Origin of the sequence: Catenovulum maritimum (assembly GCF_001050375.1) — a bacterium.
Classification (GTDB): Bacteria; Pseudomonadota; Gammaproteobacteria; order Enterobacterales; family Alteromonadaceae; genus Catenovulum; species Catenovulum maritimum.
The window spans coordinates 1-25587 of sequence record NZ_KQ130513.1; the positions used below are offsets into that span (position 1 = coordinate 1).

The 25587-nt window shown below is 37.5% G+C and carries 19 protein-coding genes; 2 read left to right on the forward strand and 17 right to left on the reverse strand.

Annotated elements, in window-relative coordinates; genetic code table 11:
* Positions 1–113: 113 nt before the first annotated feature.
* From XM47_RS17930 to XM47_RS17950, 5 genes are all read right to left on the reverse strand, one after another.
* Complete coding sequence (locus XM47_RS17930; RefSeq protein WP_048695686.1) at positions 114–1361, reverse strand: tagaturonate epimerase family protein; 1248 nt, start codon at positions 1359–1361, stop codon at positions 114–116.
* Between the two features lie 122 nt (positions 1362–1483).
* Positions 1484–2170: an urease accessory protein UreH domain-containing protein gene (locus XM47_RS17935; RefSeq protein WP_048695689.1), complete on the reverse strand. Its 687-nt coding sequence runs from the start codon at positions 2168–2170 to the stop codon at positions 1484–1486.
* Positions 2163–2843, reverse strand: a complete 681-nt coding sequence (gene larB / locus XM47_RS17940; RefSeq protein WP_048695692.1) for a nickel pincer cofactor biosynthesis protein LarB — start codon at positions 2841–2843, stop codon at positions 2163–2165. The genes XM47_RS17935 and larB overlap by 8 nt, the downstream gene beginning before the upstream one ends.
* On the reverse strand, positions 2830–3642 hold the full coding sequence (gene larE / locus XM47_RS17945; protein ID WP_048695695.1) for an ATP-dependent sacrificial sulfur transferase LarE: 813 nt from the start codon (positions 3640–3642) through the stop codon (positions 2830–2832). Before larE ends, larB begins: the two co-directional genes overlap by 14 nt.
* A gap of 64 nt (positions 3643–3706) precedes the next feature.
* Positions 3707–5476: a nickel-dependent putative hexonate epimerase gene (locus tag XM47_RS17950; protein WP_078061961.1), complete on the reverse strand. Its 1770-nt coding sequence runs from the start codon at positions 5474–5476 to the stop codon at positions 3707–3709.
* Between the two features lie 319 nt (positions 5477–5795).
* Between XM47_RS17950 and XM47_RS17955 the strand changes: the two genes are divergently transcribed.
* Entirely contained in the window at positions 5796–6827 is a 1032-nt protein-coding gene (locus XM47_RS17955; protein WP_048695721.1) for a LacI family DNA-binding transcriptional regulator, read from the forward strand.
* A gap of 126 nt (positions 6828–6953) precedes the next feature.
* On the opposite strand, the gene XM47_RS17960 is transcribed toward XM47_RS17955, so the two are convergent.
* From XM47_RS17960 to kduD, 12 genes are all read right to left on the reverse strand, one after another.
* Positions 6954–7799, reverse strand: a complete 846-nt coding sequence (locus tag XM47_RS17960; protein WP_053084617.1) for a diguanylate cyclase — start codon at positions 7797–7799, stop codon at positions 6954–6956.
* 169 nt (positions 7800–7968) lie between these two features.
* Positions 7969–11091 (reverse strand): TonB-dependent receptor, encoded by a 3123-nt coding sequence (locus tag XM47_RS17965; protein WP_048695697.1) that lies wholly within the window; start codon positions 11089–11091, stop codon positions 7969–7971.
* Positions 11092–11468: 377 nt separating this feature from the next.
* The gene (locus tag XM47_RS17970) at positions 11469–12941 is read right to left on the reverse strand and encodes a mannitol dehydrogenase family protein (protein WP_053084621.1); all 1473 of its coding nucleotides are present in this window, start codon (positions 12939–12941) and stop codon (positions 11469–11471) included.
* 58 nt (positions 12942–12999) lie between these two features.
* The gene (locus tag XM47_RS17975) at positions 13000–14100 is read right to left on the reverse strand and encodes a pectinesterase family protein (RefSeq protein ID WP_078061962.1); all 1101 of its coding nucleotides are present in this window, start codon (positions 14098–14100) and stop codon (positions 13000–13002) included.
* 46 nt (positions 14101–14146) lie between these two features.
* Entirely contained in the window at positions 14147–14920 is a 774-nt protein-coding gene (locus XM47_RS17980; protein ID WP_048695700.1) for a rhamnogalacturonan acetylesterase, read from the reverse strand.
* A complete protein-coding gene (locus XM47_RS17985; protein WP_048695702.1) occupies positions 14920–16284 on the reverse strand; it encodes a pectate lyase family protein in 1365 nt (454 codons plus the stop codon). Before XM47_RS17985 ends, XM47_RS17980 begins: the two co-directional genes overlap by 1 nt.
* 50 nt (positions 16285–16334) lie before the next feature.
* On the reverse strand, positions 16335–17771 hold the full coding sequence (locus XM47_RS17990; RefSeq protein WP_048695706.1) for a glycoside hydrolase family 28 protein: 1437 nt from the start codon (positions 17769–17771) through the stop codon (positions 16335–16337).
* Between the two features lie 293 nt (positions 17772–18064).
* The gene (locus tag XM47_RS17995; protein ID WP_048695708.1) at positions 18065–19366 is read right to left on the reverse strand and encodes a TRAP transporter large permease; all 1302 of its coding nucleotides are present in this window, start codon (positions 19364–19366) and stop codon (positions 18065–18067) included.
* Between the two features lie 2 nt (positions 19367–19368).
* On the reverse strand, positions 19369–19890 hold the full coding sequence (locus tag XM47_RS18000) for a TRAP transporter small permease (RefSeq protein WP_342669150.1): 522 nt from the start codon (positions 19888–19890) through the stop codon (positions 19369–19371).
* On the reverse strand, positions 19887–20876 hold the full coding sequence (locus XM47_RS18005; RefSeq protein WP_048695711.1) for a TRAP transporter substrate-binding protein: 990 nt from the start codon (positions 20874–20876) through the stop codon (positions 19887–19889). Before XM47_RS18005 ends, XM47_RS18000 begins: the two co-directional genes overlap by 4 nt.
* 47 nt (positions 20877–20923) lie before the next feature.
* The gene (kduI, locus tag XM47_RS18010; RefSeq protein WP_048695713.1) at positions 20924–21766 is read right to left on the reverse strand and encodes a 5-dehydro-4-deoxy-D-glucuronate isomerase; all 843 of its coding nucleotides are present in this window, start codon (positions 21764–21766) and stop codon (positions 20924–20926) included.
* 8 nt (positions 21767–21774) lie between these two features.
* Positions 21775–22548 (reverse strand): 2-dehydro-3-deoxy-D-gluconate 5-dehydrogenase KduD, encoded by a 774-nt coding sequence (gene kduD / locus XM47_RS18015; protein WP_048695716.1) that lies wholly within the window; start codon positions 22546–22548, stop codon positions 21775–21777.
* 309 nt (positions 22549–22857) lie between these two features.
* Here kduD and XM47_RS18020 point away from each other — a divergent pair, with 309 nt between their 5' ends.
* Positions 22858–25359 carry a glycoside hydrolase family 88 protein gene (locus XM47_RS18020; RefSeq protein ID WP_077066613.1) on the forward strand — a complete coding sequence of 834 codons (2502 nt, stop codon included), beginning with the start codon at positions 22858–22860 and terminating at the stop codon, positions 25357–25359.
* Positions 25360–25587 lie beyond the last annotated feature (228 nt).

Consider the following 25587-nt stretch of genomic DNA (forward strand, 5'->3'; position numbering starts at 1 on the left):
TCAGAAATCTCTTGTTTTAATTTGGTAAACAATAAACCGAGGTGAAAGGTGAAGTAAGCTAGCGAAAGCTAGCTTACTGATTTGCGTCTTTTGAAGTACTAAGCTTTAGTGTATTAAGCAAAGATTCGCTTAATGTGACGCTCATATATGTTCAGCGTGACATTTTTGTCTATGATGGCTTTGTTGTCTTTCAATGCTTGTAAATAACGCTCGCCCATTTGAGCTGCTACTTTATAACCCACATGCAATAACTGTCTTACATTTGGGTTATATTCTGGGTGGTCTAAATCATGACGTAATGCGTTAACATATTGATCACTACTCCACTGATTGACTACGTCAACAGCTGGTAAGCCAGCTGTATCAATATCAATAACGGTTGCATATGGCGCACACAACTCTTCATATTTAGCCATAGATTTTGCGTATACCTCTTTGGCAATCACTAAACCTTCACCACCTGCTTCAGCTAAACCAATCAGCTCTTCTAACCAAGTTGTACCCGCTGTTTTTAAATGAATACCCGCATTATGCTTTTTCAAATTCTTTCCAATCGATGAATAAATTGAAAATTTATCCGAACCAGAATGAACGCTAAGTTTTAAAGTTTCAGGTAAACCAAATTCAATAATAGCAAAAGAGATCACAGCTAAGTCTTGATCAAACTCTTTATCAAACTGTTCAACATCGCCTACGTAATCAACGCCTTTATTAAATCGGCCTGTAAATTTAGGCGCGATTGTTTGTGCTGGAATTCCTTCTGTCGCAATTGCGCTTAAAATAAAGAAAAGTTGTAAAGGTGTTTGAGGATCTTCACACTCATCCATAGAGACTTCGGTAACGAAATCCGTCTGCTTGATATCAGAAACTTTTCTAAAAATTTTACCCGCTAACTTAACTGCGCCTAAAAACTCTTTCGCAATTTCTTCAATTGTTTCTGCTGTAACTTGGAAAGCTTGATCTATGCCAGGGATGACTAATTCGCCTATATATTTTTCATTCGCTTTAATAAAAGCTTGAATATCAGCATCAGGGGCAGCTAAACCAATTTGCTCAGCAACATCCAAGGTGAAGAAGTCACTACAAGAAATAAAACGATCAACATTAGCAAACTGAATATGATCAGCATCCACATAATATGCATTTGGCCAATTTTTTACTTGTACTGCTGCATCTGCTTGGTCTCTTAAACTTTGTGGCTCAGTACCTATGATCTCGTGCTCACGATTAGACTTATTCCATACAGGAAACACTTCAATACCTAACTCTTCTTTCGCATTAATCATGGCTTGTAATTGTGCTTCTGCTTGATGACCAAAACGATCACCCACACCAATTGTAAATTTCTCTATGACTTTCATAATATGACCTCTCATCATTCATCGTTGAATAAACTTATCTACATTTACCTATAGTAAACATTGCCACCGGTGGCAATGTCAATTAAAATTTTACACTTAATTAGCATTTATTATTAAACCAGTTAATTAACCAACCAATATCCGCCCAGACTTATTGACGTAAAGGCAATTAAAAATCTAAATATATCAAAGAGTTTTGTGCTAATTTCTAATACTTTATTTTGCATATGTCCAACCAGAACACCAAATACAGACATGCCAATTAAACAGCCTAAAGAAAAGGCAAATAAGTAAAAAATACCTGATATTTTAGTTTGTGACATCATGGCAGGGAGTATAGCTAAAACAGGAGCACTGCCAGCTAAACCATGTAAAACACCAACAAACAGCGGTTGATGTTCATGCTTCAGTCGGGGCAATTTATTACCCGTTCGGTTAATTTCGTCTGCCAACACTAAATGGGTATGAGTTGTTTCACCGTGACTGTGCCTGATAAGTTTTAATTTTTGCTTCCTTATCCGTCTAAGTAAGCTAATACCTAATACTATCAGTAATACCCCAACTAAGGTTTCAGCGGTTTGGCTCCATACGTCAGCTAACTGGATCTGAAATACGACTAACAAGCTGCCTAGGATTAGTAGAACCAAGCCATGTCCAATGCCCCATTTAAAACAATACATGGCAACTTTTCGCCATTTTAATTTATCCGAAACAAAAGCTGTCATCGCCATGACATGGTCAGCATCAAAAGCATGGACAATGCCTATACTAATACCCAACCAAATTAATGAAATGATTGTATTATCCATATTGATTGCCCCTTAATTTATCAAACATATTGTACATTTTAATTGCCGCACAGGCTGCACCAAAACCATTGTCAATATTGACTGTGAGCACACCTGGGGCACAGCTTGCTAATGCGCTTTCAAGTGCTGTTTTGCCTTTATTAGAAACGCCATAGCCAACAGAAATTGGAACCGCAATTAAAGGCGTATTAATTAAACCCGCTAATACACTAAATATTGCACCTTCCATCCCAGCACAAGCAATAACGATAGGATAAGTATTAATTTCGTGTATGCGATCCAACAAACGCCACAAGCCTGCAACGCCAACATCGCAAATAATATCAGCAGGAATACTGCTGAACTCAAGTGTTCTTGCCACCTCTTTAGCCACAGCCATATCAGATGTACCAGCGGTAACAATCACGACCCGTTTGTGCTCGTTATCTAAAAATTCAACTTTATCTAAAATCGCCGTTGCTGATTGGCTGCAATAATCCAATCTTTGCTGAATCAAACTCGGTATTTGATCGAATTTTTCTTTAGCTAAGCGAGTTAACAAAATACGTCTAGATTCTGTAATCGATAAATCAATAATCTCAACTATTTGCTGAACAGACTTTGAACTACATAATACAGCTTCAGGTACACCGGTTCTGTCTGCCCGATTTATATCCCAATTATACTGCTGCATAATAAGGTGTATCCTTAATAAACGCGGCCCCTTTTTGGTACAAACGAATACCAGAAAAAAACTTTTGATGAGCTTGGCATAAACGCGCTAATTTAGCGGATAATTGCGCCTGAACATGTTCAGAAGGGATCTGAGATAACTCTAAATAAACCCCTTGATGTGTAATGCGGCAACGTACATCAGTGATATTTCTCAGAGCGGCCTTGGCATCAGACTCAACTAAATCGATAAAAATTAAGTCATTCGCATCTATTTGAATACCAGTCTCAACTCGACTAGCTAAACAAGGCTGCGCAGGTAAAGTCTCTAAATCCTTTAGGTTCAATAGATTGGCTATTTTATATATATCTGCCTTGCTAATGTCTGCTTCAACATAAGGATGTACGACTAAATTCTCTTTAGCAGCAGCCAAACCAGGCCGAAAATCGGATAAATCATCTAAATTAGTACCAGATGCGATCACACCCTGAGTTTCAGAGCCAATTCTTTGATACAAATTAGATTTACAAAAATAACACCTATCAACAGGATTTTTGACATACTTAGGATCGGCTAATTCCCCTGCATCTAGTAAACGTAAGTCCCAATCATACTGCTTAGCATATAACAGGACTCTGTCATATGCTTGCTTAGGAACAGCATATGACCATGCATGAGCAACTGTCACTTGTAGTGTTTCAATTTGGTTTGCGACATAGCTCAGTAGCATACTATCCACGCCGCCACTGACAGCAATGGTCAATTTGGGATATCGCTTCAGTATCCCGATTAATCTATTTAACTTTGCTTGGATATTCATCTAATACCTAAATCTAGTTCGCTAACGACAGCTTGATGCTTAATTACTAACCTAAGCGGCAAGATTAATCTTCTTTAAAACCGGCTTTGGTTGACCATAAACCTAAAGCTGGATTACTGACATAAAAAATTTCTTCACCATCAGGCATAATATTCCAGCCATTAGCGAGCTTATCAATTGGGTATTTTTGAATCATTTCATCATAGTGGGCGTATTTATAATTTACGGACTCTATTTCTGCTTTAGTTACCCCATCGCCTGGGCAGTAGGTAATATTAAATCTATCATCAGCAGTACCATGAATTAAATGAGCTGCAGCAGATAAATTATTCGCGAGTTGCTCGTCAGACTTAACCGCTTGGAGTGTTTCATCTGTTGTTTTATAGCCAAATTTACGAATCAAGCCATCAATTTCCATATCTTCCCCGAAACGATGAAGCGCAGGCGCAAGTATAATTAATTCGCCTTTATCAGCCATCGCCATCCTAGTGCGGTAAATCGCTTTGTTTCCAAGCCAAGTTGTTTTAAATTCTGATGGTTCGAGGTAGACCACGGCTTTCTTTATTGGCTTTTCTAATAGGTTCAGATTAAGCTTTTGACTTAATTTGCAGGCCTCTGTGTACGTATCTTCGCCAGCTCCGCAAAAAACACCTTGTAACTTAAGCTCATCATCTTTTTTACCCAACACAGTCAAAATAAATTCGATTGGAAAGTGGCTTAAATACTGGTCGTAACCTTCATTTAACGCTTTGCGAACAGGTGTTTGAATTCGGCCCATTATTCTTTCCATACCATACACAGCGCCTAAAAAGTGAGATTTATGTATGGTATCTGAACCACCTGTCCCAACCAGTATATTCTTAGTGTAATTCGCCATCCCTATTACTTCATGCGGGACGATTTGCCCAACAGAAACGATTAAATCCCAATTGCCTTCATCTAATAACTTATTCGCAGCAACATCCATAGTGTAATCCAGTTTACCTTCGGATAGCTCAAGCATTCTTTCACTAGTTATCTCGCCAAATTTTTTAACATCAGTCCGCCATTTATGTGGTAAAAAGAGCGATTTAGGTATATCTGGGCCAAACATAGCGTCGATTTCACTGTCAGACATAGGATCATGCGTACCTAAAGCAGGTAAAAAATAAATCTCTGCTTTATCTTTCAGTTGCTGATATAAATAAGCAGAAATAAAGCCTGCCTTAGAATAAAATCGCGTAATATCTGGCGGTAAAATCAAAATACGTTTTGCACTTTTAGCTTTAATTTCGATAAATTGATCTAATATATTTTCTAGCTGTTTGTCTGAAATAGTTTGCTCTGTATCGACTTTATGAATTGGATATGGCATACAAATACTCTGTAAAATATTGGAAACAATCTCGTTGGGGTTTGAGGCAATTGACACCTGAATCGCATTATCTGGCTCTTCCAAAGTTTCAAACTGGCTCGTTAATAAATCATTGCTCATAAAGTGACCTTTACGAGCACCTAACCTTTCGCCAATTAATGCTTGAGAGCCCTTTAGGTAAACAAATCTGACTTGTTCTGCTAATGTTGAAGCTAGAATATCTCTATATTTTTGCTTCAAAGCAGAACAAGCTAAGACAGCTCCGCCTGTTTGATTCCAATTAACCATAGCTTCAGCCAAAGATTGTAGCCATGGGAACCTATCTTCATCTGTTAGCGGAATTGAGTTACTCATTTTTGCGACATTCTCTGGCGAGTGAAAGTCATCACCATCATAAAATGGAACTCCTAGCTCAGCCGAAAGTAACTGACCAATAGAAGATTTACCGCAACCACTGACACCCATAACAACATAAATCATCAACAAACACCCCAGAAAAATAATAAAATATGACTTTACTGCTTGATAATATTAAAATTTCTGCTTCAATATATTGACGAAGTAGAAATTAACATTTTTATAACCAAGCTGTAATGTATCAATATTAGCCTCCATTTTAATGCCACCGGTAGCATTGTCAAATACTTTACGACAAATGTTATTTTTTCAGTAAAATAGTGGCTATATGGTAAGTAGTTAGAAATTGGATTTTGAGTCAGTGAATTTAACAAATTCTCGTCAACAACATTAAATACTGAAGGTTAAATACTTTAATCGATAAATGGAAAGAAATGCCCTAATGAACAGCCCAAAAATAACGATAAATGACATAGCCAGATTTGCAGGAGTATCAAAAAGAACTGTTTCTCGCGTGATTAACCATTCAGATAAAGTAGGCGAAAAAACCAAAGAACTTATTGAAAAATTAATTGCCGAACATGGTTTTGTCCCTGATAAACAAGCAAGAGGTCTAGCTTCGAGTCGATCTTATTTAATAGGCTTAGTTTATGATAACCCTGATGCTCTATATATTGATGAAGTTCAAAGAGGTGTACTTTCTTACTGCACTAAGTTGGGTTATGAATTAGTCGTACATCCGTGTGAATATAAAAGCGAACACTTTATTGAAGAAGTGCAGCACTTTGTTAAACGCTCTAAACTTGATGGATTACTGATTTTACCGCCTGCGTCTGAAGTAGATGAACTTGGCCAAGCTTTAGACGAAGCTAAATTGCCTTATATTCGCCTGGTTTCAGGTTCAGAAGAAAGCCCACATAACTTTGTCATGTCTGACGACAAACAAGCTGCGTTTGACATGACTGAATATTTAATCGAATTGAACCATAAAAAAATTGCCATGATAACTGGCCCTAAAGTTTATCGTTCTTCTCGGGAGCGTTACCACGGTTTTAAAGCAGCATTAGACTCAAAAAACATAAAGTTAAATAAAGACTATATCATTGAAGGACTCAATACCTATCAAGCAGGTACTGAATTAGCCGAAGTGTTATTAAAATTACCAGAGCCACCCAGCGCTATATTTGCCAATAACGATGAAATGGCCGCAGGTGCACTTAAAACAGCCGTAACCTTAGGGCTAAAAGTACCAGAAGATATTTCAATTTGTGGTTTCGATGATAACTTACTTGCTTCAAGAATTATCCCTGCGCTCACAACCGTTCGTCGGCCTGTTAAAGACATGGCTTTTTCTGCAGCCAGGAAGCTCATTGCCACAATAGAAAAAGGCTCAGCTGAAATTATCAACGAAAATTGTACTGTCCATCCCAAAGTTGTAGTTAGGGATTCAACCACTGACTGCTTGAAAAAATAATAGCAGGCAAAAACGCTAGCGCGTGTTTATCTTTGTTTATAATTTGAGCTAAGAAAAAATTATAAACAAATTCACACGCCCTAAGGCTCGAATCTCAATATCCGAGTATTAGAGCACTAAGGTCAACTACATTTGATCAACGCTAAACCAGAGCTCTTCCCTATCCAGAGGTGTTTCGCTAGATAAAGTGTTGTTTGAAATTCTAATCACCTTTCTTTGTTTTACATTAACTTTATTCAATACGTCTTGAATTAGAGGATACTCAAAGAAAAACTGATCAAAACTACCATCGGCTATTTTTTCTTCAAAATTTGTCAAAATGAGATCTGCCAATGCTTGATTATCGGGTGAAACAAATAAGTACATAGCCAGCGGGTAAACAAGCATAATGTTTTGCTCTAATGCGAGTGGCAAATCAGAGTTACTTGCGATTTCAGCAAAGGGTTCATGTACCGCTCTAGGGAAGTAATCAAATCTTGAACCGTCTAGCATGTGAAATAAATTTTTATACTTTACGGAAGTTACTGTTGGTATACCAGCGCCCTTTAAAATTTGAGTATCAGCCCAAGTTCGACCTTGGCCTGCTTTAAACTTTTTTAATTCTGAAAATGAATCGATATGATCGAATCGTGCTTGGTCGCCTTGACGAATAATAAAAATTCTATGGCCTAATAGGCCTTTTAGAATAGGAATTCTAATGGGTAATAACTGCTTTTCTAGTGATTCACTAGTGCCGAACGCTGCGATAGATAAATTACCATTTTCTATCTCATTGATTTGCCTACTATAGGAAATAGACTTAGGGTAGACATCAAACTCAACGTCTTCTTCATCCGCTAATAAAAATTTAATCAAAGCAACATGATACTTGTCTTTTATCGCATCAGTTTTTGCTAGCGTAATTTTTTGAGTAAAGGCCAATGGACTGAAAAAAATAAGTAACAACAACCAAACAATTTTGAAATGCTTCATTACAACCTACCTAAATATCATCTTAATTCGAAATAATTATGAATCTATATATCCTTCCTTGACGCTAGTTCATACCATAAAACAAATTAGTCTGGATAAACGCGTAAATATAGCTTAAAAATAAAACGCTCCTTACGGAGCGTTTTATATACAATAAATAAATGTGGCGTTATAAAGTGCCGCGTAATCCTAATAAGAATTGACGGCCATTTACAAAGTATTCCATCGGCTGTTTATTGTAAATGTTACCCCATTGTTTCTTCTCCGAATTGGTTAAGTTAATAACCTCAAAAGATACTGACATGTCATTACTCAACTTATAGCGTGAAGAAAATTTCCAAACGCCTTTGTCGTCATAACCACGAACAAATGTACCTTCGTCTTTATATTCATTTCGATACTCTTTGTTATAACCTTCACGGAAGTTATAAGAAACTCGAGCACTAAAATCATCCCCTTCATAATATAAGGTTGTATTTATCGTGTTCTTAGAGGTTTCTTCTTCAACTAAATTAAGGATTTCATTCGTAAACGGATCTTCAACATCTCGAGTATAATCAATATAAGTATAGTTAGCTGATATACCAAACCCATCAAATGGACCAGGTAAAAAAGTAAATGGTTGTTGGTAAATTAACTCATAGCCCCACATACCTTCAGCTGGCGTATTCTTAAGACTCTGTACAGACCAAATAGTGTCGTCTTGAATCAAACTATTACCATCAACATCAACATTTAAGTTTTCCAAGAAACTACGTTCAAGTGTGGTGTTTTCTGTTTGTTTAGTTAAACCAGAAATATCTTTATAAAACACAACAGCACCTAGAAGCGCTTCAGCATCAAAGTACCACTCTAAACCTATATCGAATTGAGTTGCTTCATATGGCTTTAAGCTTGGTCCTGCTCCCACTTTGATTGAACCTGCGCTTTCTTCGCCAGTTTCAGAGCTAATAGAAGGTTCACTAATGGATACAGAAGAAGCTAGATCTTTTAATGCAGGACGAGTAATCGCTTTAGAAGCACTGAACCGACCAACTAAATCCTCAGTTAAATCAACTGCAATATTTAACGATGGTAAAAAATTGTTACTCTCACTGACAGTAGTTACCCAGCCGTAACCACTAGCATAGTTTGCGCCCTCACCCCAGTAAGCAAGTAAAGTATTCTTATTATAATGGTCTTTATTTGCAATAGAAGATGTGTTCTTGTTATCTAAATATCTAAAGCCGATATTTGCTCTAACATCAAAACCTGCGACTTCGCCGTTAAAATCAGTTTGAAAGTAAAGTGCATCAACTTCTTCTTTGAGTTTATAAGTTTGGTCAAAACGTTCTCTACGCTGCATAAACTCTTGATTGCCAAATGCGGCCATCATTTTATCAAAGTCAGCAGCTAACCAAGTTGATTGGGTAATTGCCGAGCTAGCAGGGACAGATACAGAGTTACCAAACTCTATACCTAATTTGTCTAATGTAGTCGCAAATTTTGACCCATCTAAACTAATACCAGCATATTCATCAAAATGATCCACGGCCCATGTTTCAGCTCGGTTACCCGTTGTACTAGCTTTCGGGTCATTTGGCGCTTTATATGCGTCATCTGTAGTATCAGTTACTTTTAATCGCTTGTAATAGTTTCTATAGTAATGTTGCTCTGTTTCAAATGAACGCGAGTTATAGCCCCACTTCAAAGTTACTTCATCTGTCAGCTCATACGCAAAGTCTAATTTAAGTGAAGAATTTTCACTTTCAATAGTTTGGCTTGCGGTTCTAGTTAAAGCCACATCGTAATTATTACCATCTGACATAGCGTTTTTAGATTGCTCTAATGTGTAGTTGCCGCCAGAGTAACTGCCATGTTCAAACTGAGGTTGTGCAGGGATAAATGCAAATGCTGGCATATCTGTATTCATAGATCCCGTTGTTGTCATGTTGCCTTGGTTATTAATCAAGTCCATAGGATCAACAGAGCTATCATAGCTATAAGCAACCACTGAATTATTCGCATCTATCGCAAAAGTATTTTGGTAAGGAACATCTAGTTCAGATGTTCCCGCACCCACTAAAAATTTCATTCTTAATCTATCGGTAATATACCAATCCGAATTAAACGAAAGTTGGTTAAACGTTGATTCTGAATTGTCTTTTCTAGCTTCTGAACGAATTGGCGCATTAGAGAAAGCACCAGCGACTATATTACCATTTGCATCATGTACTAAGTTTTCAGGATAAATAGCGGGTGAAGTGCCTTTGTTGTCACGCATCAAAACTGAATATTGGTATTCGTTAACATCGGTTTCTAACTTAGCATGCAACCAATCAAGTCCCATAGTTAAGTCTTCAGTTGGCGCATACTGTAGAGCACCTGTGATACCTAAACGTGATTTTTCTTGGCTATAAATTGAATAACGCGGAATACGTGGTATGTATTTACCATTTAAATAGTCGTCATTATAAATACCATTTTTCTCGCCATCTAAAACCGTTTTTGGTGGCTCGATTAATAGATTAGGATCGCCATAAGCATCAGTATCGCCCTTTACACCATTGTGATGAGGGTTTAGTACAGTCCAACGCACAGAAGTTGAACCTTCTGATTGGACGACACCTTTAGAGTACGAAACTGAACCTAAAATACCGAATTTGTTATCAAAGTTTTTACTGGCCATAAAAGAAACACGAGGAGTTGTTTCTGCAGCAATATCGTTATATCTCGCATTTACATTGTATGCGATTTTAGTACCTTGATATTGAAAAGGTTTCGCCGCTTGTAAATTTACATTACCACCTATACCGCCATCTTCTAGCTCTGCAGAAGGCGATTTATCAACGGTAACTTCAGTAAATAATTCTGAGGCGAACACATTAAAGTCAAATGCTCTAGATTTGTTAGAACCACCACCAGCGTCAGAACCTGAGCCAGCTGAAGCTGATTCCATACCATTTATTGTTGTTTTAACAAATCGAGAGCCTAAGCCTCGGATTGTAATTTGGCGGCCTTCACCACCGTCTTCTTCCATTGAGATACCAGGCACACGAGCTAGAGAATCTGCAACGTTTAAATCAGGGAATTTACCAATATCTTCGGCAAGAATAACATCGCGTGATCCCACCGCATCACGTTTTGACATTAAAGCAGCATTCAAACTGCTTCTAAAACCTGTTATTTCAATTGTTTCCGTTTCTGCTGCTGCATCGTCCGCGGCGATTGCAGTATTTGAGATTGCATACGAACCACTTAAAAGCATGCATGTGAATAATTTACTGTAGTTAAATTTATTTTTAGTTTTCATTTTTTCTAGCCCTTGTGTAGCTAATTTCTCAATTTTTATTAACTAACCTAGTTAATTGAATGCCCGGCTTGTGTGCTGTCCCCGACATTGCCACCGGTAGCAATTATACTAGCATCTAATTTTTCGCGCTGTCAACGGCAAAATTTACAAATTTTAAACAATTCTTACAAAGCACACCAAAACAATCATATTATAATGCATTAATATTACTTATTTGTTCGAAAAGGTGTTTTTGAGTAACATAAATAGAAATGGTGAAGGGGCAGTGAGGATGACTTCAGATAAACTAACTAATGGACAATTATTGAACACAGCTTAGTGTGCAGCCGGTTAACAACCAACTGCACATTCAAGCTTAATTTGACTGGATTATATGGTTAGGCTAATGCAAGTTGAGGCTGGTCTCCTGCACTTAAAAAAGCAGAATAAGCTTTAGTGACACCTGCAATTAAGGCCGAATTTCCGGCAAGATAATCTGGCACTAGATTAGGTACAGAAAGGAATAGAGCAACGTCTCTATCGGCCTCATCAGTGAACTCAGAAACGACACTAAGCAGCTCATCAGCTCTTGGGTCATTTAATTGATCTTGATTAATATGTTTCAGTCTAATAAAGCGAATCCAACCTGCAACAACTGTATATAAATCACTCACTAAGCGCCCTGATTGTAAATTATCAAATATAGGTTCAAAGGTTCTAACTGGGATCTTAATGGAACCATCACAAGCGATTTGTTCAAGATGATACCTGACTTTTGGATTCTCAAAACGGCTAATAATCTGCCTTGAATATTCAGTTAAATTTAAGCCTAACGGTGCGTCAATCGATGGAATGATCTCTTGATCGACCAAACGATACAAAAAGCGAGTTAACTTAACGTCTTCCATCGCATCAAATACGTAATTATGCTGAGCTAACCGACCAATGTAAGCCAATGTCGAATGCAAACCATTTAAAATTCTGAGCTTAGTATGTTCAAAGCCAGCAACATTATCACTAAAAATAACACCGACCTTGTCTAGCGCCGGAATTTCCCCGCTGACGCTATCTTCAATAACCCATTGGGTGAAAGATTCTCGCTGCACAGGCGCATTATCATCTAGGCCAAATTGCTCATTAATCAATTTAATCGCTGAATCATCTGACTTAGGTGTAATGCTATCAACCATAGTACTAGGGAAATCAACTGAGTCTTCAATCCAGTCAGCTAATTCTGCAGATGAATATTTAGCTAGCTGAATAACTGCCTGCTTTAACTTTTTTCCATTCGCTGGCAAGTTATCACAGGCAACAACTGTAAATGGCGCTATACCTTGTTCTTTTCTTTCCGCTAAGCTTGCGACTAACATACCTACGCTAGATTTAGGTGCCGCCAAATTTTCTAAATCGTGTTTAATTAAGTCATTCGACAGGTCTAATTGACCATCAGCATTTAAGCAATAGCCTTTTTCTGTCACTGTAATAGAAACCATCTTGGTAGTTGGCGCAACTAACCTAGCCAACACCTTGGCTAAATCATCTTGTGCAACTAATACTTCTTTTAAAGCTCCTACAATCTGATAACTATTCTCAATGTCCATTTTAGCGATAGAGTACAAACCATCTTGTGAATTTAAAGCTTCAGCGAGTTCTCTATTTCTCATAGTGACACCGCAAATGCCCCAATTTCCGCCATATTCATTTAGAACTTTTTCTACATAATAAGCTTGATGAGAACGATGAAACGCTCCTAAGCCAATGTGTACTATGCCTATCTCTGTTGATTCTCTATCATATTGAGGTAAGTCTAAATTTGGGTATTCAGCAGGGTTCTGCTGCATTTTCTTTAACGTGTTATTATTTAATTGCATATTTATTCCAAATCAATTTAGCCAAAAGGCCACCGGTAGCAAATTTAGTATATCAAATTTATTTTACGGATAAGTTTAAAAGTTTTGGTTTCCAGTCAGGGAAAATTTTATCTAAACTATAGATTTTTAACTCATCGAGGCTGAGTTGACGCCGTTTTTCATTAATGGCTGCACCTGATCCTGTACTATTGAATTCGTAGAAACGGCTATCTTTAGGATAAAAAATCGTTTTTTTTGTGCCGTCTCGACTTGTCCCCTTCATGCTTGTCCAACCATCTTGATGTATATGACTGTCCATACGGGAATTAATGTAAATGGCCTTTCCAATCGCATTGGGATCAGCATATCGTCCATCCGAAAACGTGGTAGTAGGATGCCATGGACGACCTAAATAAACAGAGTGATCTGCTAGGCCTTCCTCTCGAATAAACTCACAATCTATAAATGTTAAACCATACTCTTGCGATATTTGTGTACTAGGCGCTGTGATATAACCTGAAGTGCTGGTTTTTTTGTGTCGCTTTAAGGAAATAATTTTACTATTTTCAAATAACGCATTACCTTGACCAAAAATAAAATCAACATTCCCCATTATTTGAGTGTCGTAAAAATAACTCTGGCCTCCGTCAACAAACAAAGTATCTTGATACCCTTTCAACTTAACCTTAGTCAGCACACTTTTATTTGAAGACGAAGCGATTTTGAGCGCAACGGCTTGAGTTCCTCTGATGTAGTTTGGATCTGCCTTACCAAGCCTCTCATTAGCTGGAAAATCAAATCCATTTTCAATCGTCAAGTTTTCTATATAAGTATTTTGTCCAGTAATGGTTAGCGTTGCAGTTGAAAAAGTGCTATATTTTTTACCTGTTTCTGGATTTATTTTCCCAGCATACAAGTCGTAACGAATAATTGTTTTGTCTTGTCCTGCACCAAGCAATATAAGATTATCTTTATTAATTGTCACTTGCTGATAATACAGACCCGCTTCCAGTTTGATAACATAAGCTTGTTTTAAATGACTTGGTACTGCATCAATTGCGGCTTGAACCGAGTAAAAAATATTATCTCCGGTTCGAGTTTCGTCTAATGTGACAATTGCATCATACTTATTCTCACCCTTTATTAACAAAGGTGCCTGGCAGCCCACTAATATAAGCATAAGCAGTGCTAAGCTCAGATAGATTTTAAAACCCAAGTTCACGGCATTACTCCTTTATTAAATGAGGTGCGATTTTTACCAGTTCAGTCCGAATCAATTGGGTGATAAAGTCTGCTCCAAGCTCTGACAAATGGGTGCCATCAGCTACACCGTCTGGATATGCGTCATATAAGCCTGCGGGGTAATATAAAAATAGTTTTTTAGTTTTGTCATAACCTAAAAGGTTAAATTTAGATTCTGTTAATTGAGTTAAATCAATCAAGCTCACCTTTAATTTTTTTGCTAGAGCCCGCATAGCATTTGGGTATTCCCCATGAGTAAGGATTAAACTCGTTTTTGTTTTATCAAATTTAAACCTATTGATTGACGTCAATAAAACCGGCGTTGCGCCTCTTGAACGCGCAAACTCAATGTATTGGGTTAGATATGCTTGATAGCTTGTGTAGGGCTGAGTGTATCTTTGGTTGGTTTTCTTTTGATCATTATGACCAAATTGGATAAGTAAATAGTCACCTAGCTGAATATCATTTTTAAATTTATCAAACCAACCTTCCCCCATAAAGCTTCTAGAACTTCGACCAGAAACAGCTTTATTATAAACTTGGATCTCTGGCTTAAGATGTTTATCTAACGCCATACCCCAACCCATTCTAGGGTATTTATCCGCTTTATAAAAAGAGGCTGTTGAATCACCAATAATAAATACACTAGGGACTGTAGCTGAGTCAGGCTTAGCTTGAGTTTGAATATCCGCCGTTTGGCTACAAGCTGACAGTAACAGCGTACCTATAACCATTAATTTTTTGGTTAGATTTAACATTAAAATGCCCCTAAATGATTGATATATTGTTCAATTAAAGCTTCGCTAGATTGTTGCTCGTTGTTCGGTAAAGACCAAGTATCAAAAATACCGTCATTATTTTTATCTTCTGGTATTTGAGCTAAGTTAAATTCAGCTAAATAGCTTGGCCAGCTTTCAATTACATCTAGTTCTTTATCTATAATCCCATTGCCGAATGTACTTTGTCCTGTCTCAACTTCATTTAGCAGCCTTTGATCTATCGAATCGATAAAGAAACCAAAAAAATTTCTATTCGCTCCCACTTCTTTATTTAAAATTAATTTTTTATAGGCATGAATTGCCGAATCAGGCTGATAAACTCCCCAACTGAAGCTGTCTGCAGGTCTTAACGCGTATGCGCTAAGCATGCTTGAATGTTCGGTTCTCACTATATTTTTGGCAAATTTAACCCCTGACAAATTTGCTTTAGTTAATTTTTCTTTCGCGTAAAAGTAATTCTGGCTAATGTGCGCTTTTGTCAGGTTTTCTTTGGTTTTAATCTCAAAAAATTCAAATATGCGCTCGGGTCCACCACTAGTCCCTTGCTTAAAAAAGTTATGGGTCAAATTGAATCGACCATTTTCACCACCATAGGCACCTTTTTTACTCCAGTTAAAAATGACATTATTAATAACCTCAACAAAATCTTCCGATTGTGGATAGTTTGGTTTCAGTCTATAACCATTTAACCTCGGTGTACGGCTTGTATGATTGATAATGAGGTTGTTGAGAAAACTAGCATGACTACCTCCCCAAATAGCGCCATACCCATGCACACCCTTAGCATGCCCAGCGTTATTTAAACTTTCAGAGACAATGCTGTGCTGGAAAGTAAATCTTTTTACATTGTAGAACGAAGCAGTTTCATCTATGCCCCAACTAACCGAGCAATGATCTATGATAATGTCTGATACATTACGAGCAGATAGTGCGTCTGCCTCTACTTTTGTTGTACCTAATCGAAATCGAACATATCGAATAATAACTTGGTTAGCATTAATCACGGTTGGATAACCTCTCACGCCTATCCCTTTTGGTGAGGTTTGACCTGCAATCGTTAGGTAATCATGCTCTATTTTTAACGGTGCAGTTAAATGAATAAAACCAGAAACCTTAAAGACGATAATTCTCGGTCCTTTTTGTTTAATGGCATGTCGCAAAGTGCCTATCGCTGGGTTTTTAGCGTCATCAGCTAAAGAATCAACAATATAGATTTGACCACCTTTTCCACCTTGAGTGTATTTACCAAAACCTTGAGCTTCAGGAAATGCTAAAGTGAATGAGGAAGAAAAAGCTTCAAAACTGAATAATAAGAGAGTAATTGTAACAATTAGATTTTTCATCATTAACACCAAAAATTAGCTCAAAGTGCACACTTTGAGCCTTGGCAAAATTAAATAGTGAACGACTTGCCGTTAACCATGATATTTTTCTGCTGCACATCCTTGATGTTTTCTAATTGGCTATCTTTAGCCACATTTTTGAAATTTAAATTTTCAAAGTTAATACCTGTTATTGGCGTATGATCATAGCCTCGAATTACGAATGCTCGGCTAGCTTGTTCACAATTTAAGTTTTTAATATTGAGATCACGAACTATAGGTTTAAACTGTCCGGCATCTCCTTCCTCGTAAAAGAAATTAATCACGATCGCATCTTTCACCTGACCAATATTAATATCTCGATAATTAAGATTTTCTAGCACGCCACCACGAACAGAGTTAGTCTTAATTCTAATCCCGCGGCTTAAATCTGGACTGCTCATTTCACAGTTTTGGGCGTAAACATTTCTCACTCCACCCGATATTTCACTTCCAATAACCACGCCACCATGACCCGCTTTCATCTGACAATTTTCAATAATCAGATTCTGACAAGGTACATCGACTCTACGGCCATCTGCATTTCGGCCTGATTTTATTGCAATACAATCATCGCCTGTATCAAAAATACAGTGTTCTATTAAAACATTATTACAAGATTCAGGGTTGCAGCCATCTGAATTAGGCCCATAACTATCTAAGTGAACTTTACTAACAGTGACATTAGTACATAAGACTGGGTTCACACACCAAAATGGCGAGTCTTTAACAGTTATACCTTCAATCAATACATTTTCACAAAGGTATGGTTGAATAAATGGCGGTCTAAGATAGTTAGTTTCAAACACTCTTTGCTCAACTGGTACATGCTCTTCTGCCATTTTCATCAGGGCATCACGAGTTACTTTTTGGTTAACTGTGTCACTTACCACCCAATCTGTTTTTTTCCATTTACCTTTCCATGGCCACCAATGCTCTTTTGAGCCATTGCCCATTACTGTACCCTGCCCTGTAATAGCAATATTTTTCTTTCTAAAAGCGTAAATTAATGGTGAGTAACCTATTAACTCTAGTCCTTCCCAGCGAGTAAAAACATAAGGCTTATATCGCTCTGGATCTGTATAAAATGAAACAGTCGCGCCTTTGGAAATATGCAAATTAATATTTGAATCTAAATGAATCGCGCCTGTTTTAAACACACCAGATGGAACAACAACTCGACCGCCACCCGCTTTGCTAGCAGCTTCGATTGCCAATTTAAATGCTTGGGTACAATCTGTATTGCCATCGCCAATACCGCCATATTCAGTGATATCAAAATCTTGATCAGGGAAGCTTGGCGCTTTAATTTTTTTCTTTATTTGAGCGATTTCTTTATCCCAATCTTTATCAGAGTTACTTGAATTCATCAGTAATTGATTAGAACATGCAGATAAATTAACAACCCCTAATGAGGCTGCGCCTATACTTAACGCTTTAAGCGTATTTCTTTTAGTTACATCAGTCATTCTTTAGCCCTTATTCAACTGGATAAATATAAACTATCTCAAACGATGTTTATAACTACACATTCTATGCCACCGGTAGCAAAAATACAAGATTAAAACAATTAATCAATAAAAATAACAAAGTTTAGTTTAAATTTAGCAGTTGAAAATAATCTCCGGCAAACGAAACGAGGAAAATTTTTTACAGGCGTATCTTAAACTTGATAATGGTGTGAGGGTATGGGAATGACTAGCTTAAACCTATAAGAGCTAAAGGTTTAAGCAGCGGGCATCTATGATGCCCGCAATAAAAACTATTTAATTAAACCAAATACGCTAGGCAAAAATTCGCTAATTGCAGGCACATAAGTGACTAGCATGAGTACGCAGAACATAGCTATATATAAAGGCATTAAAGGTTTTATGATTTTCTCTATTGTCGTCTTAGCTACAGCACAACTAACAAATAGCACAGACCCAACAGGTGGAGAGCATAAACCTATCGATAAATTCAACACTATCATAATACCAAAATGTAGCGGCGACATACCTAAATGGGTCGCTACGGGTAAAAAGATAGGCGTGAATATTAAGACGGCTGGTGTCATATCCATAAACGCGCCGACCACTAATAAAGTCAAATTAATGATAAGTAGAATTGCTAATGGGTTATCGCTTAAAGCGAGTAAAAAATCACTAATCGTTTGCGGAATATTTTCGTAAGAAAGTATCCAAGACATGGCAGATGAAGCACCTATCAACAACATGACAATAGCGGTTGTTTCACCCGCTTTTAGTAAAATGCCTGATAACTCGGATATTTTAACTTCTTTATAGACAACCACAGATAAAACCAAGGAGTAGATAACCGCAATAGCGCCTGCTTCAGTGGCAGTAAATATCCCACCGATTATCCCGCCTATAACTATGATGATAAGTAATAAGCTAGGTAAAGCCGCAACGATTTTTTCAAGCACCAAATTAATAGGTAACCTAGCTTCTGTAGGGTAACCTTTTAGCTTGGCATAACCCGCACAAACTATCATTAAAGATAACGCGACTAATATACCGGGTAAATAACCTGCAACAAATAAGGCTGCAATAGACACACCACCACTCGCAATTGCATAAATAATTAAGATATTACTCGGTGGAATCAACATGCCGGTTGTTGCTGCGGCACCTGTCAGTGCGGCAGCAAAGTTTTTATCATAACCTTTTTTCTCCATTTGCGGGATCATAAAGCTACCAATTGCACTTGTTGCTGCAACAGCTGAGCCAGAGATCGCACCAAATAAAGTGCAAGACATTACATTTACCAAAGCTAAGCCACCCGGCAACATACCAATTAAAGCCATAGCGCATTCAATCAGCCTTTTTGCAATCCCACCTTGTCCCATGATTAACCCTGACAAAACAAAAAATGGAATCGCCAATAAAGCAAAACTATTAATCCCTCCAGCTAAACGTTGAGCTATAGTTGTTGCTGCTGGTAATAAATCAATACTACAAAGCATAGTAACAACTGTAGCAACCCCAATACTAAAAGAGATGGGGACATTAAGTAGTAATAAAAAGAAAAATACCGATACTAAAATTAAACCTGAATATTCCATAATTATTCTCCTAAGACACTAGTTTCAGCTTGAAGCTGAGATAAAGGACGACAGAAAATACCGATAATTTTCTCGCAGCTAAAAATAGCAATTAAGAGTCCAGACAGTGGCACAGCTGAATAGACATAACCCATTTTGATTTCCATCGCGGCAGAGGTTTGAGTGGGGTCCATAGTTAAGTTAACTAATGCCATTCCTCCAACCATCATGACGTAAACAGCAAAAAACAACACAACCAAGTTAGAAAAGATAGCTGCAAATTTTTGCTGTAGGGGCTTCATTCTCGTTGTTAATATATCTAAACCTAAATGTGAACCACATTTATAAGCATAAGCGGCACCAAACAAGCCTATCCATATCAATAAAAATCGGGCTAACTCTTCGGTAAGCGAACTAGGTGATTGTAAAATATAACGTGAAAATACTTGCCAACTGACACAAATCACTATGGCAGCTGTTAATACAATCAGTAAATACTGCAATATTTTTTCTACAGAATTAATAACACCTTGTATCATAATCATTCACCTTGCCTTGCAATTCGTTTAATTGACTCAAGATATAAACCAATTTGAGTACCTTTCAAATTATCATGCAGAGGTTGAACCGCTTGCATAAAAGGTTTTTTGTCTGGGTAAATCACTTCAACCCCTGCTTTCTTAACCGCACTGAGCGCTTCTTCTTCGGCTGCTAACCAAAGTGTTTTTTGCAACTCAACTGAGTCGTCGACAGCGGCTTTTAACCAGACTTGTTGTTCAGGTGTTAAGTTTTTATATACGTGTTTACTCGCAAGTAACATATCTGGCACTGAAGTGTGCTCATTTAAAATATAGTATTTACAAATTTCGTAATGGCGCGAAAGATAAAAAGAAGGGGGGTTATTCTCAGCACCATCAACAACACCTTGTTGTAACGCCGCATAAAGCTCACCAAATGAAATAGGTGTAGCCGAACCACCAAATGCGCTAATCATTTTAACTGCAGTAGGGCTTTCCATTACTCGAATTTTTTTACTATCCACATCTGCAGGTTGAGTGATCTTAGTATCTGTCATATAAAAGCTCCGGCTACCCGAATCATAATATCCCAAACCAACGAGGTGAGCGGAATCAGTCGATGCTAATAAAGACTTACCAACATCACTTTGTAGAACATTCCACCTGTGCTCTCTGCTTTCGAAGATGTAAGGTATGCTGTAAATTTTCATTTCAGGGACAAAACCTTCAATCGCAGCGGCCGAAACCTTAGTCATAGCTAAACTGCCAATTTGCAACAATTCAACCATTTCACGCTCGTTCCCTAATTGCGCATTAGGGTATATTTTCAAAGACATAGTGCCATTAGAATAATGCGCTAACCTTTCTGCCATATACTCCATAGCCTTATGCACGCTATGCTCTACATCTAGTGTATGTCCCATACGCAATACAACTTTGTCATCTTGATTACCGCAACCACCAATCAAGAAACTTACACTAAATAAAACTAAGATTATTAGTTTAGATTTCATCACGTATGCCCCCTCTTAACTCAATACTAAAATTAAACATCATTAAACTATCTAAGCTCTGGTGGCGCATATTTATCCATATCATCATAATCTAAGTTTTCACCCGCCATTCCCCAAACAAAAGCATAGTTTGAGGTACCAGCACCGCTGTGAATAGACCAAGGAGGAGAAACCACTGCTTGCTCATTTTGTACCCATATATGTCTAGTTTCTTTAGGCTCACCCATGAAGTGACAAACACTTTGAGTATCGTCTAGATCAAAATAAAAATAAGTTTCCATTCTTCTATCATGCTGATGGGCTGGCATAGTATTCCAAACACTACCGAGCTGGAGGCAGGTAATCCCCATTTGTAATTGGCAGGTCTCAACAATACCGTTAATAATCAGCTGATGAATATGACGTTCATTGCAAGTTTCTTTAGAACCCATATGTAGGATATTGGCATCTGCCATACCGACTTTTTTAGTGGGGTACTGGGCATGAGCCGGTGCAGAGTTAATATAAAATCGAGCGGGGTCATTTATAGACAAACTCGCTAAAACAACAGATTTAGCGTCTTTACCTACATACAATGCTTCTTTATTTTCTAATGTAAAAACCTCACCATCTACTGTGATAGTGCCAGTGTTGCCTACATTAATAAAACCAATTTCTCGACGTTCCAAAAAGTATTTAGATTTAAGCGCATCAATTGAAATTAAATCCAGCGCTGTATTTTTAGGAATAGCGCCGCCAACAATGTAACGATCATAATGCGTGTATACTAGATTGATTAAATCTTCCTGCATTAAATCCGCGAGTAAGAATTCAGCTCTTAATTGTTCTGTTGTAAAGGTTTTTACTTCCTCTCGACCAATCGCATACCGAGTTGTATATTGTATTGTCATTGCTAAACCTACCTTGCTAACCAACCGCCATCAACAGCGAGAATATGACCATTAACATAATCACTAGCCGCTGATGCTAAAAAAACAGCAGCACCGGCAAGTTGCTCTGGCTCGCCCCATTCACCTGACGGAATTCGTTTTTGAATATCAGAGTTTCTCTCTGGGTTATCCTGTAAAGCTTGTGTGTTATCGGTTCTAAAATAACCAGGCGCTATCGCGTTCACTTGAATATTTTGGCTTGCCCATTCATTTGCTAAAGCCTTAGTAACGCCCGCAATGCCATGCTTACTTGCAGTATAAGCAGGCACAGTAATACCACCTGAATACGAAAGCATAGACGCAATATTAATAATTTTACCTTGCTGATTAGCTATCATCTGCTTACCCACCAGCCGGCTCAATAAAAAAGCTGAGTTTAAATTAACATTGATTACTTTCAACCATTCTTCTTCTGGAAAATCAACTGCCGGAAATCTAGCGATAGTGCCGCCATTATTGACTAGGATATCGACTCTTCCCTGCCATTTTATGGCATTTTCAGCTAAAGCTATTACCGAGTCCGAATCATTTAAATCAGCAGAGATACTTATAGCTTCTTGACCTAGAGCCTTTATTTCTTTAAGTGTTTCATCACATCCAGAAACTGACGAACTACTACAAATAACTTTAGCACCTGCTTTCGCTAAGCCCAAAGCAATTGCTCTACCTAAACCTCGACTCGCACCTGTAACCAAAGCAACTTTGTTGGACAACGAGAAAATATTCAAATCAGCATTAAACATAGGTATACCTAAATACTTACCCACCAACAGACACAACAGCCACCGGTGGCAAATTAAAACAAAAAATATGACCACTTGCATATGCTATCAATAACAAAGCTAGGGCCAATTGACATAAAAGTTATTAAGATGTTAGCCTTTTTAACAGTTTGGTACAAACACTTTTTTAATTTTATGCCACCGGTAGCATGTTAGTTAAAATAGTTATATAGTATTTTATACATAATCTAAAATATTCAAATGGCTTTCAGTTTATGAGTATTTTAATTAACAACAACACATTAATTTAACGATTACATGAGGTTTTAAATGAAGCATATTAAACATGGATATCAGCATAATTTAATAAAAGTAGCTAAATTACCTTTATTTGTGTTTTTCTCTAGTCTTTTTACTTCATCATGCTCAACAACTGAGCCTGAAAATAACAAAGAAATTAATCAAACTCAGATAAACTCCCCTTTCATCGCTCAAATAAGCCTGACAAACCCTTCTAATTTTGCCAGAAACGATGAAGCCAGTTTCTTCAGCATAGAAAGCCTAGGCTTAAATTCATATGACCCTAGGGTAAAAAATTTGACTGTGAGCGCTAATGGCACAAGCATTCCGAGTCAGGTGATAGATACGGATAATGATGGTTTAAAAGACGAACTAGTCGTCTTAAATCAATATGCTAGCGCACAAAGCTTAGATTTAATTGTAACCTCAGATAAAAAATTACAGGTTCAAACTAAACGAACTCAAGCAGAAATTTCAAGAAAAGTCGGTGGTGAGTGGCAAGGTAAAAAATACGTTGGGGGGCGATTTGAAAATGTCACAGAGCTAGTGCCGCCAAAACAATACACAGATCACGGTGAGTATATTCGTTATGAGGGAACAGGAATAGAATCGGATAAAGTAGCTTATCGATTCTATCTCGATTGGCGTAACGGCTTTGATATTTTTGGTAAAACAGAGCAAGAGCTGGCATTACAAAACATAGGCCATGACGGATACCAAAGCTATCATGAAATGAATGACTGGGGAATGGATATTCTAAAAGTGGGTAAATCCGTTGGCATAGGCGGATATGGTTATTGGGATGGCAATAAAATTATTCGAGTGTCAGAAGTTGATAGCTGGCGTTCTAAAATAGTCGAAAACGGTGACATATATTCACTAATACAACTTGATTACAAAGGATGGCAAGTCACACCGAAACAAAAAGTAGATTTAACCTCACGTATATCTATGACAGCAGGCAGTAGACTGGCTCACGTTGAACTAGAATCAAGCGAGAAAATTAAAGAGTTTGCCGTCGGGCTTGTTAAACACAAAGGTACTCAATTGATTACCGGTGACTTAAATGTGAATGGTTCAGCTTGGGTATATATGGCATCTTACGGAGAGCAAAGCCTCAATAAAGATAACTTAGGCATGGTGATTTTCATACAAAAAAGAAACATAGATAAGATAACCCAAGATAAACATAATTATGTCATAGCGACAAAAAGCAAAATTAACAAACTCGAGTACTATTTTGCTGCTGCATGGGATAAAGAGCCAGAGGGCATAAAATCGTTAGCCGAATTTAAAGACTATATAGATCAGCAAGCTGAACGTTTAACAAGAAAAATCCGAGTACGTAAAACAACTGCGTTAGATACTGTCATCCAAAACAAAACCCTAACACCTGATTTAGCGCTTAGTTTAGCGACTCGTATGGCTGACAGCAACCTAAGAAAACAAGCTTATCAATATAGTTATGGCGCAATTGATAAAACACGTCAACAGCCTTCTAAGTATGAATATGATACAACCGGAATTGTGCCTCTAGCACTTATTCAACTATCAGATAAAACTGGGGAGCCAAGATTTCAACAAGCAGCAAAAGCTATTGTCGACTCATATGTACAAACCGACGGCAAAATAAAAACCTATAAAAAAAGCATTTACAACATAGACCGTGTTCGCCCTGGTGTAACCATTTTAGATTTATATAAGCGAACTAAAGACGAAAAATACAAGATAGCGGCGGATCAAATACGAGTTCAATTAAAAGAACACCCTAGAACATCCAACGGAGCTTTCTGGCATAAGAAAATTTATCCGTATCAACTTTGGTTAGATGGCGTCTATATGGGTATGCCTTTTTTAGCTGAATACGCCAATGAGTTTGAAAATGGCGAAGCATTAGCAGAAGTTGTACACGAATTTGAAATTATGAGGCAGTATCTAAGAGATCCAAAAACAGGCTTATACTATCACGGTTGGGACGAGTCAAAATCGATCGATTGGGCAGATAAAGAAACAGGTTTATCACAAGAATTCTGGTCTCGTGGTTTTGGCTGGTTAACTATGGCTTCAGTTGATGTTATGGATCATATTCCAGAATCGAATACTAAACTTAGAGCCAAAATGCTCAAAATCATCCATGAAATTGCTGAAGATATTCAAAAATATCAAGATGCATCAGGTACTTGGTACCAAATTACAAATAAACCTGATGCAGTCGGTAATTATTTAGAATCGTCAGCAACTAGTATGTTTACTTATTTTTACGCTAAAGCACTCAATAAAGGCTATATAGATGACAAATATGAGTCGATTGCTTTATCAGCCTATCAAGGAATTATTAATGAGTTTATACAAGCTGAATATGATGGCAGCTTAAGCCTGACCAATATCTGTTTTGTTGCAGGGCTTGGCTTTGGTCGAGATGGTAGCTATGACTACTATATGAATGAACCTGTCAGTAGCAACGATCCTAAAGCGGTTGGTCCATTTATTTTTGCTAGCTTAGAAATAGCTAAACTACTTAACTCCAAATAACCTAGAGTTAAGCATTTAACTAACAACTATTTTTGAAAGTAAAATCTGAGTGAGGCCAGCTTAAGAAAATAATCGCTTATCACACAAATGATAATTAGGGCGTGAGAGTATAGTTAAGAAAGGTTTATCAATACGCTTGTGCCCTTATCCATATGAATAATAGAGGGCGTTCAAAAATCTGTGTCAGGTAAAAACAGTCTAAACTTGTAAATACTCGTTTAACCGCCC

Excerpts from the sequence above, each read along its gene's own strand:
- XM47_RS18020 (WP_077066613.1), top strand. The coding sequence starts at position 22,858 with ATGAAGCATATTAAACATGGATATCAGCATAATTTAATAAAAGTAGCT.
- XM47_RS18005 (WP_048695711.1), bottom strand. The coding sequence starts at position 20,876 with ATGAAATCTAAACTAATAATCTTAGTTTTATTTAGTGTAAGTTTCTTG.
- larB (WP_048695692.1), bottom strand. The coding sequence starts at position 2,843 with ATGCAGCAGTATAATTGGGATATAAATCGGGCAGACAGAACCGGTGTA.
- XM47_RS17970 (WP_053084621.1), bottom strand. The coding sequence starts at position 12,941 with ATGCAATTAAATAATAACACGTTAAAGAAAATGCAGCAGAACCCTGCT.
- XM47_RS17985 (WP_048695702.1), bottom strand. The coding sequence starts at position 16,284 with ATGAAAAATCTAATTGTTACAATTACTCTCTTATTATTCAGTTTTGAA.
- XM47_RS18000 (WP_342669150.1), bottom strand. The coding sequence starts at position 19,890 with ATGATTATGATACAAGGTGTTATTAATTCTGTAGAAAAAATATTGCAG.
- kduI (WP_048695713.1), bottom strand. The coding sequence starts at position 21,766 with ATGACAATACAATATACAACTCGGTATGCGATTGGTCGAGAGGAAGTA.
- XM47_RS17950 (WP_078061961.1), bottom strand. The coding sequence starts at position 5,476 with ATGATTTATGTTGTTATGGGTGTCAGTGGTTGCGGTAAATCTTCTATT.
- XM47_RS17980 (WP_048695700.1), bottom strand. The coding sequence starts at position 14,920 with ATGTTAAATCTAACCAAAAAATTAATGGTTATAGGTACGCTGTTACTG.
- XM47_RS17955 (WP_048695721.1), top strand. The coding sequence starts at position 5,796 with ATGAACAGCCCAAAAATAACGATAAATGACATAGCCAGATTTGCAGGA.
- XM47_RS17965 (WP_048695697.1), bottom strand. The coding sequence starts at position 11,091 with ATGAAAACTAAAAATAAATTTAACTACAGTAAATTATTCACATGCATG.
- XM47_RS17935 (WP_048695689.1), bottom strand. The coding sequence starts at position 2,170 with ATGGATAATACAATCATTTCATTAATTTGGTTGGGTATTAGTATAGGC.
- XM47_RS17930 (WP_048695686.1), bottom strand. The coding sequence starts at position 1,361 with ATGAAAGTCATAGAGAAATTTACAATTGGTGTGGGTGATCGTTTTGGT.
- XM47_RS17995 (WP_048695708.1), bottom strand. The coding sequence starts at position 19,366 with ATGGAATATTCAGGTTTAATTTTAGTATCGGTATTTTTCTTTTTATTA.
- XM47_RS17990 (WP_048695706.1), bottom strand. The coding sequence starts at position 17,771 with ATGACTGATGTAACTAAAAGAAATACGCTTAAAGCGTTAAGTATAGGC.
- larE (WP_048695695.1), bottom strand. The coding sequence starts at position 3,642 with ATGAATATCCAAGCAAAGTTAAATAGATTAATCGGGATACTGAAGCGA.
- XM47_RS17960 (WP_053084617.1), bottom strand. The coding sequence starts at position 7,799 with ATGAAGCATTTCAAAATTGTTTGGTTGTTGTTACTTATTTTTTTCAGT.
- XM47_RS17975 (WP_078061962.1), bottom strand. The coding sequence starts at position 14,100 with ATGCTTATATTAGTGGGCTGCCAGGCACCTTTGTTAATAAAGGGTGAG.
- kduD (WP_048695716.1), bottom strand. The coding sequence starts at position 22,548 with ATGTTTAATGCTGATTTGAATATTTTCTCGTTGTCCAACAAAGTTGCT.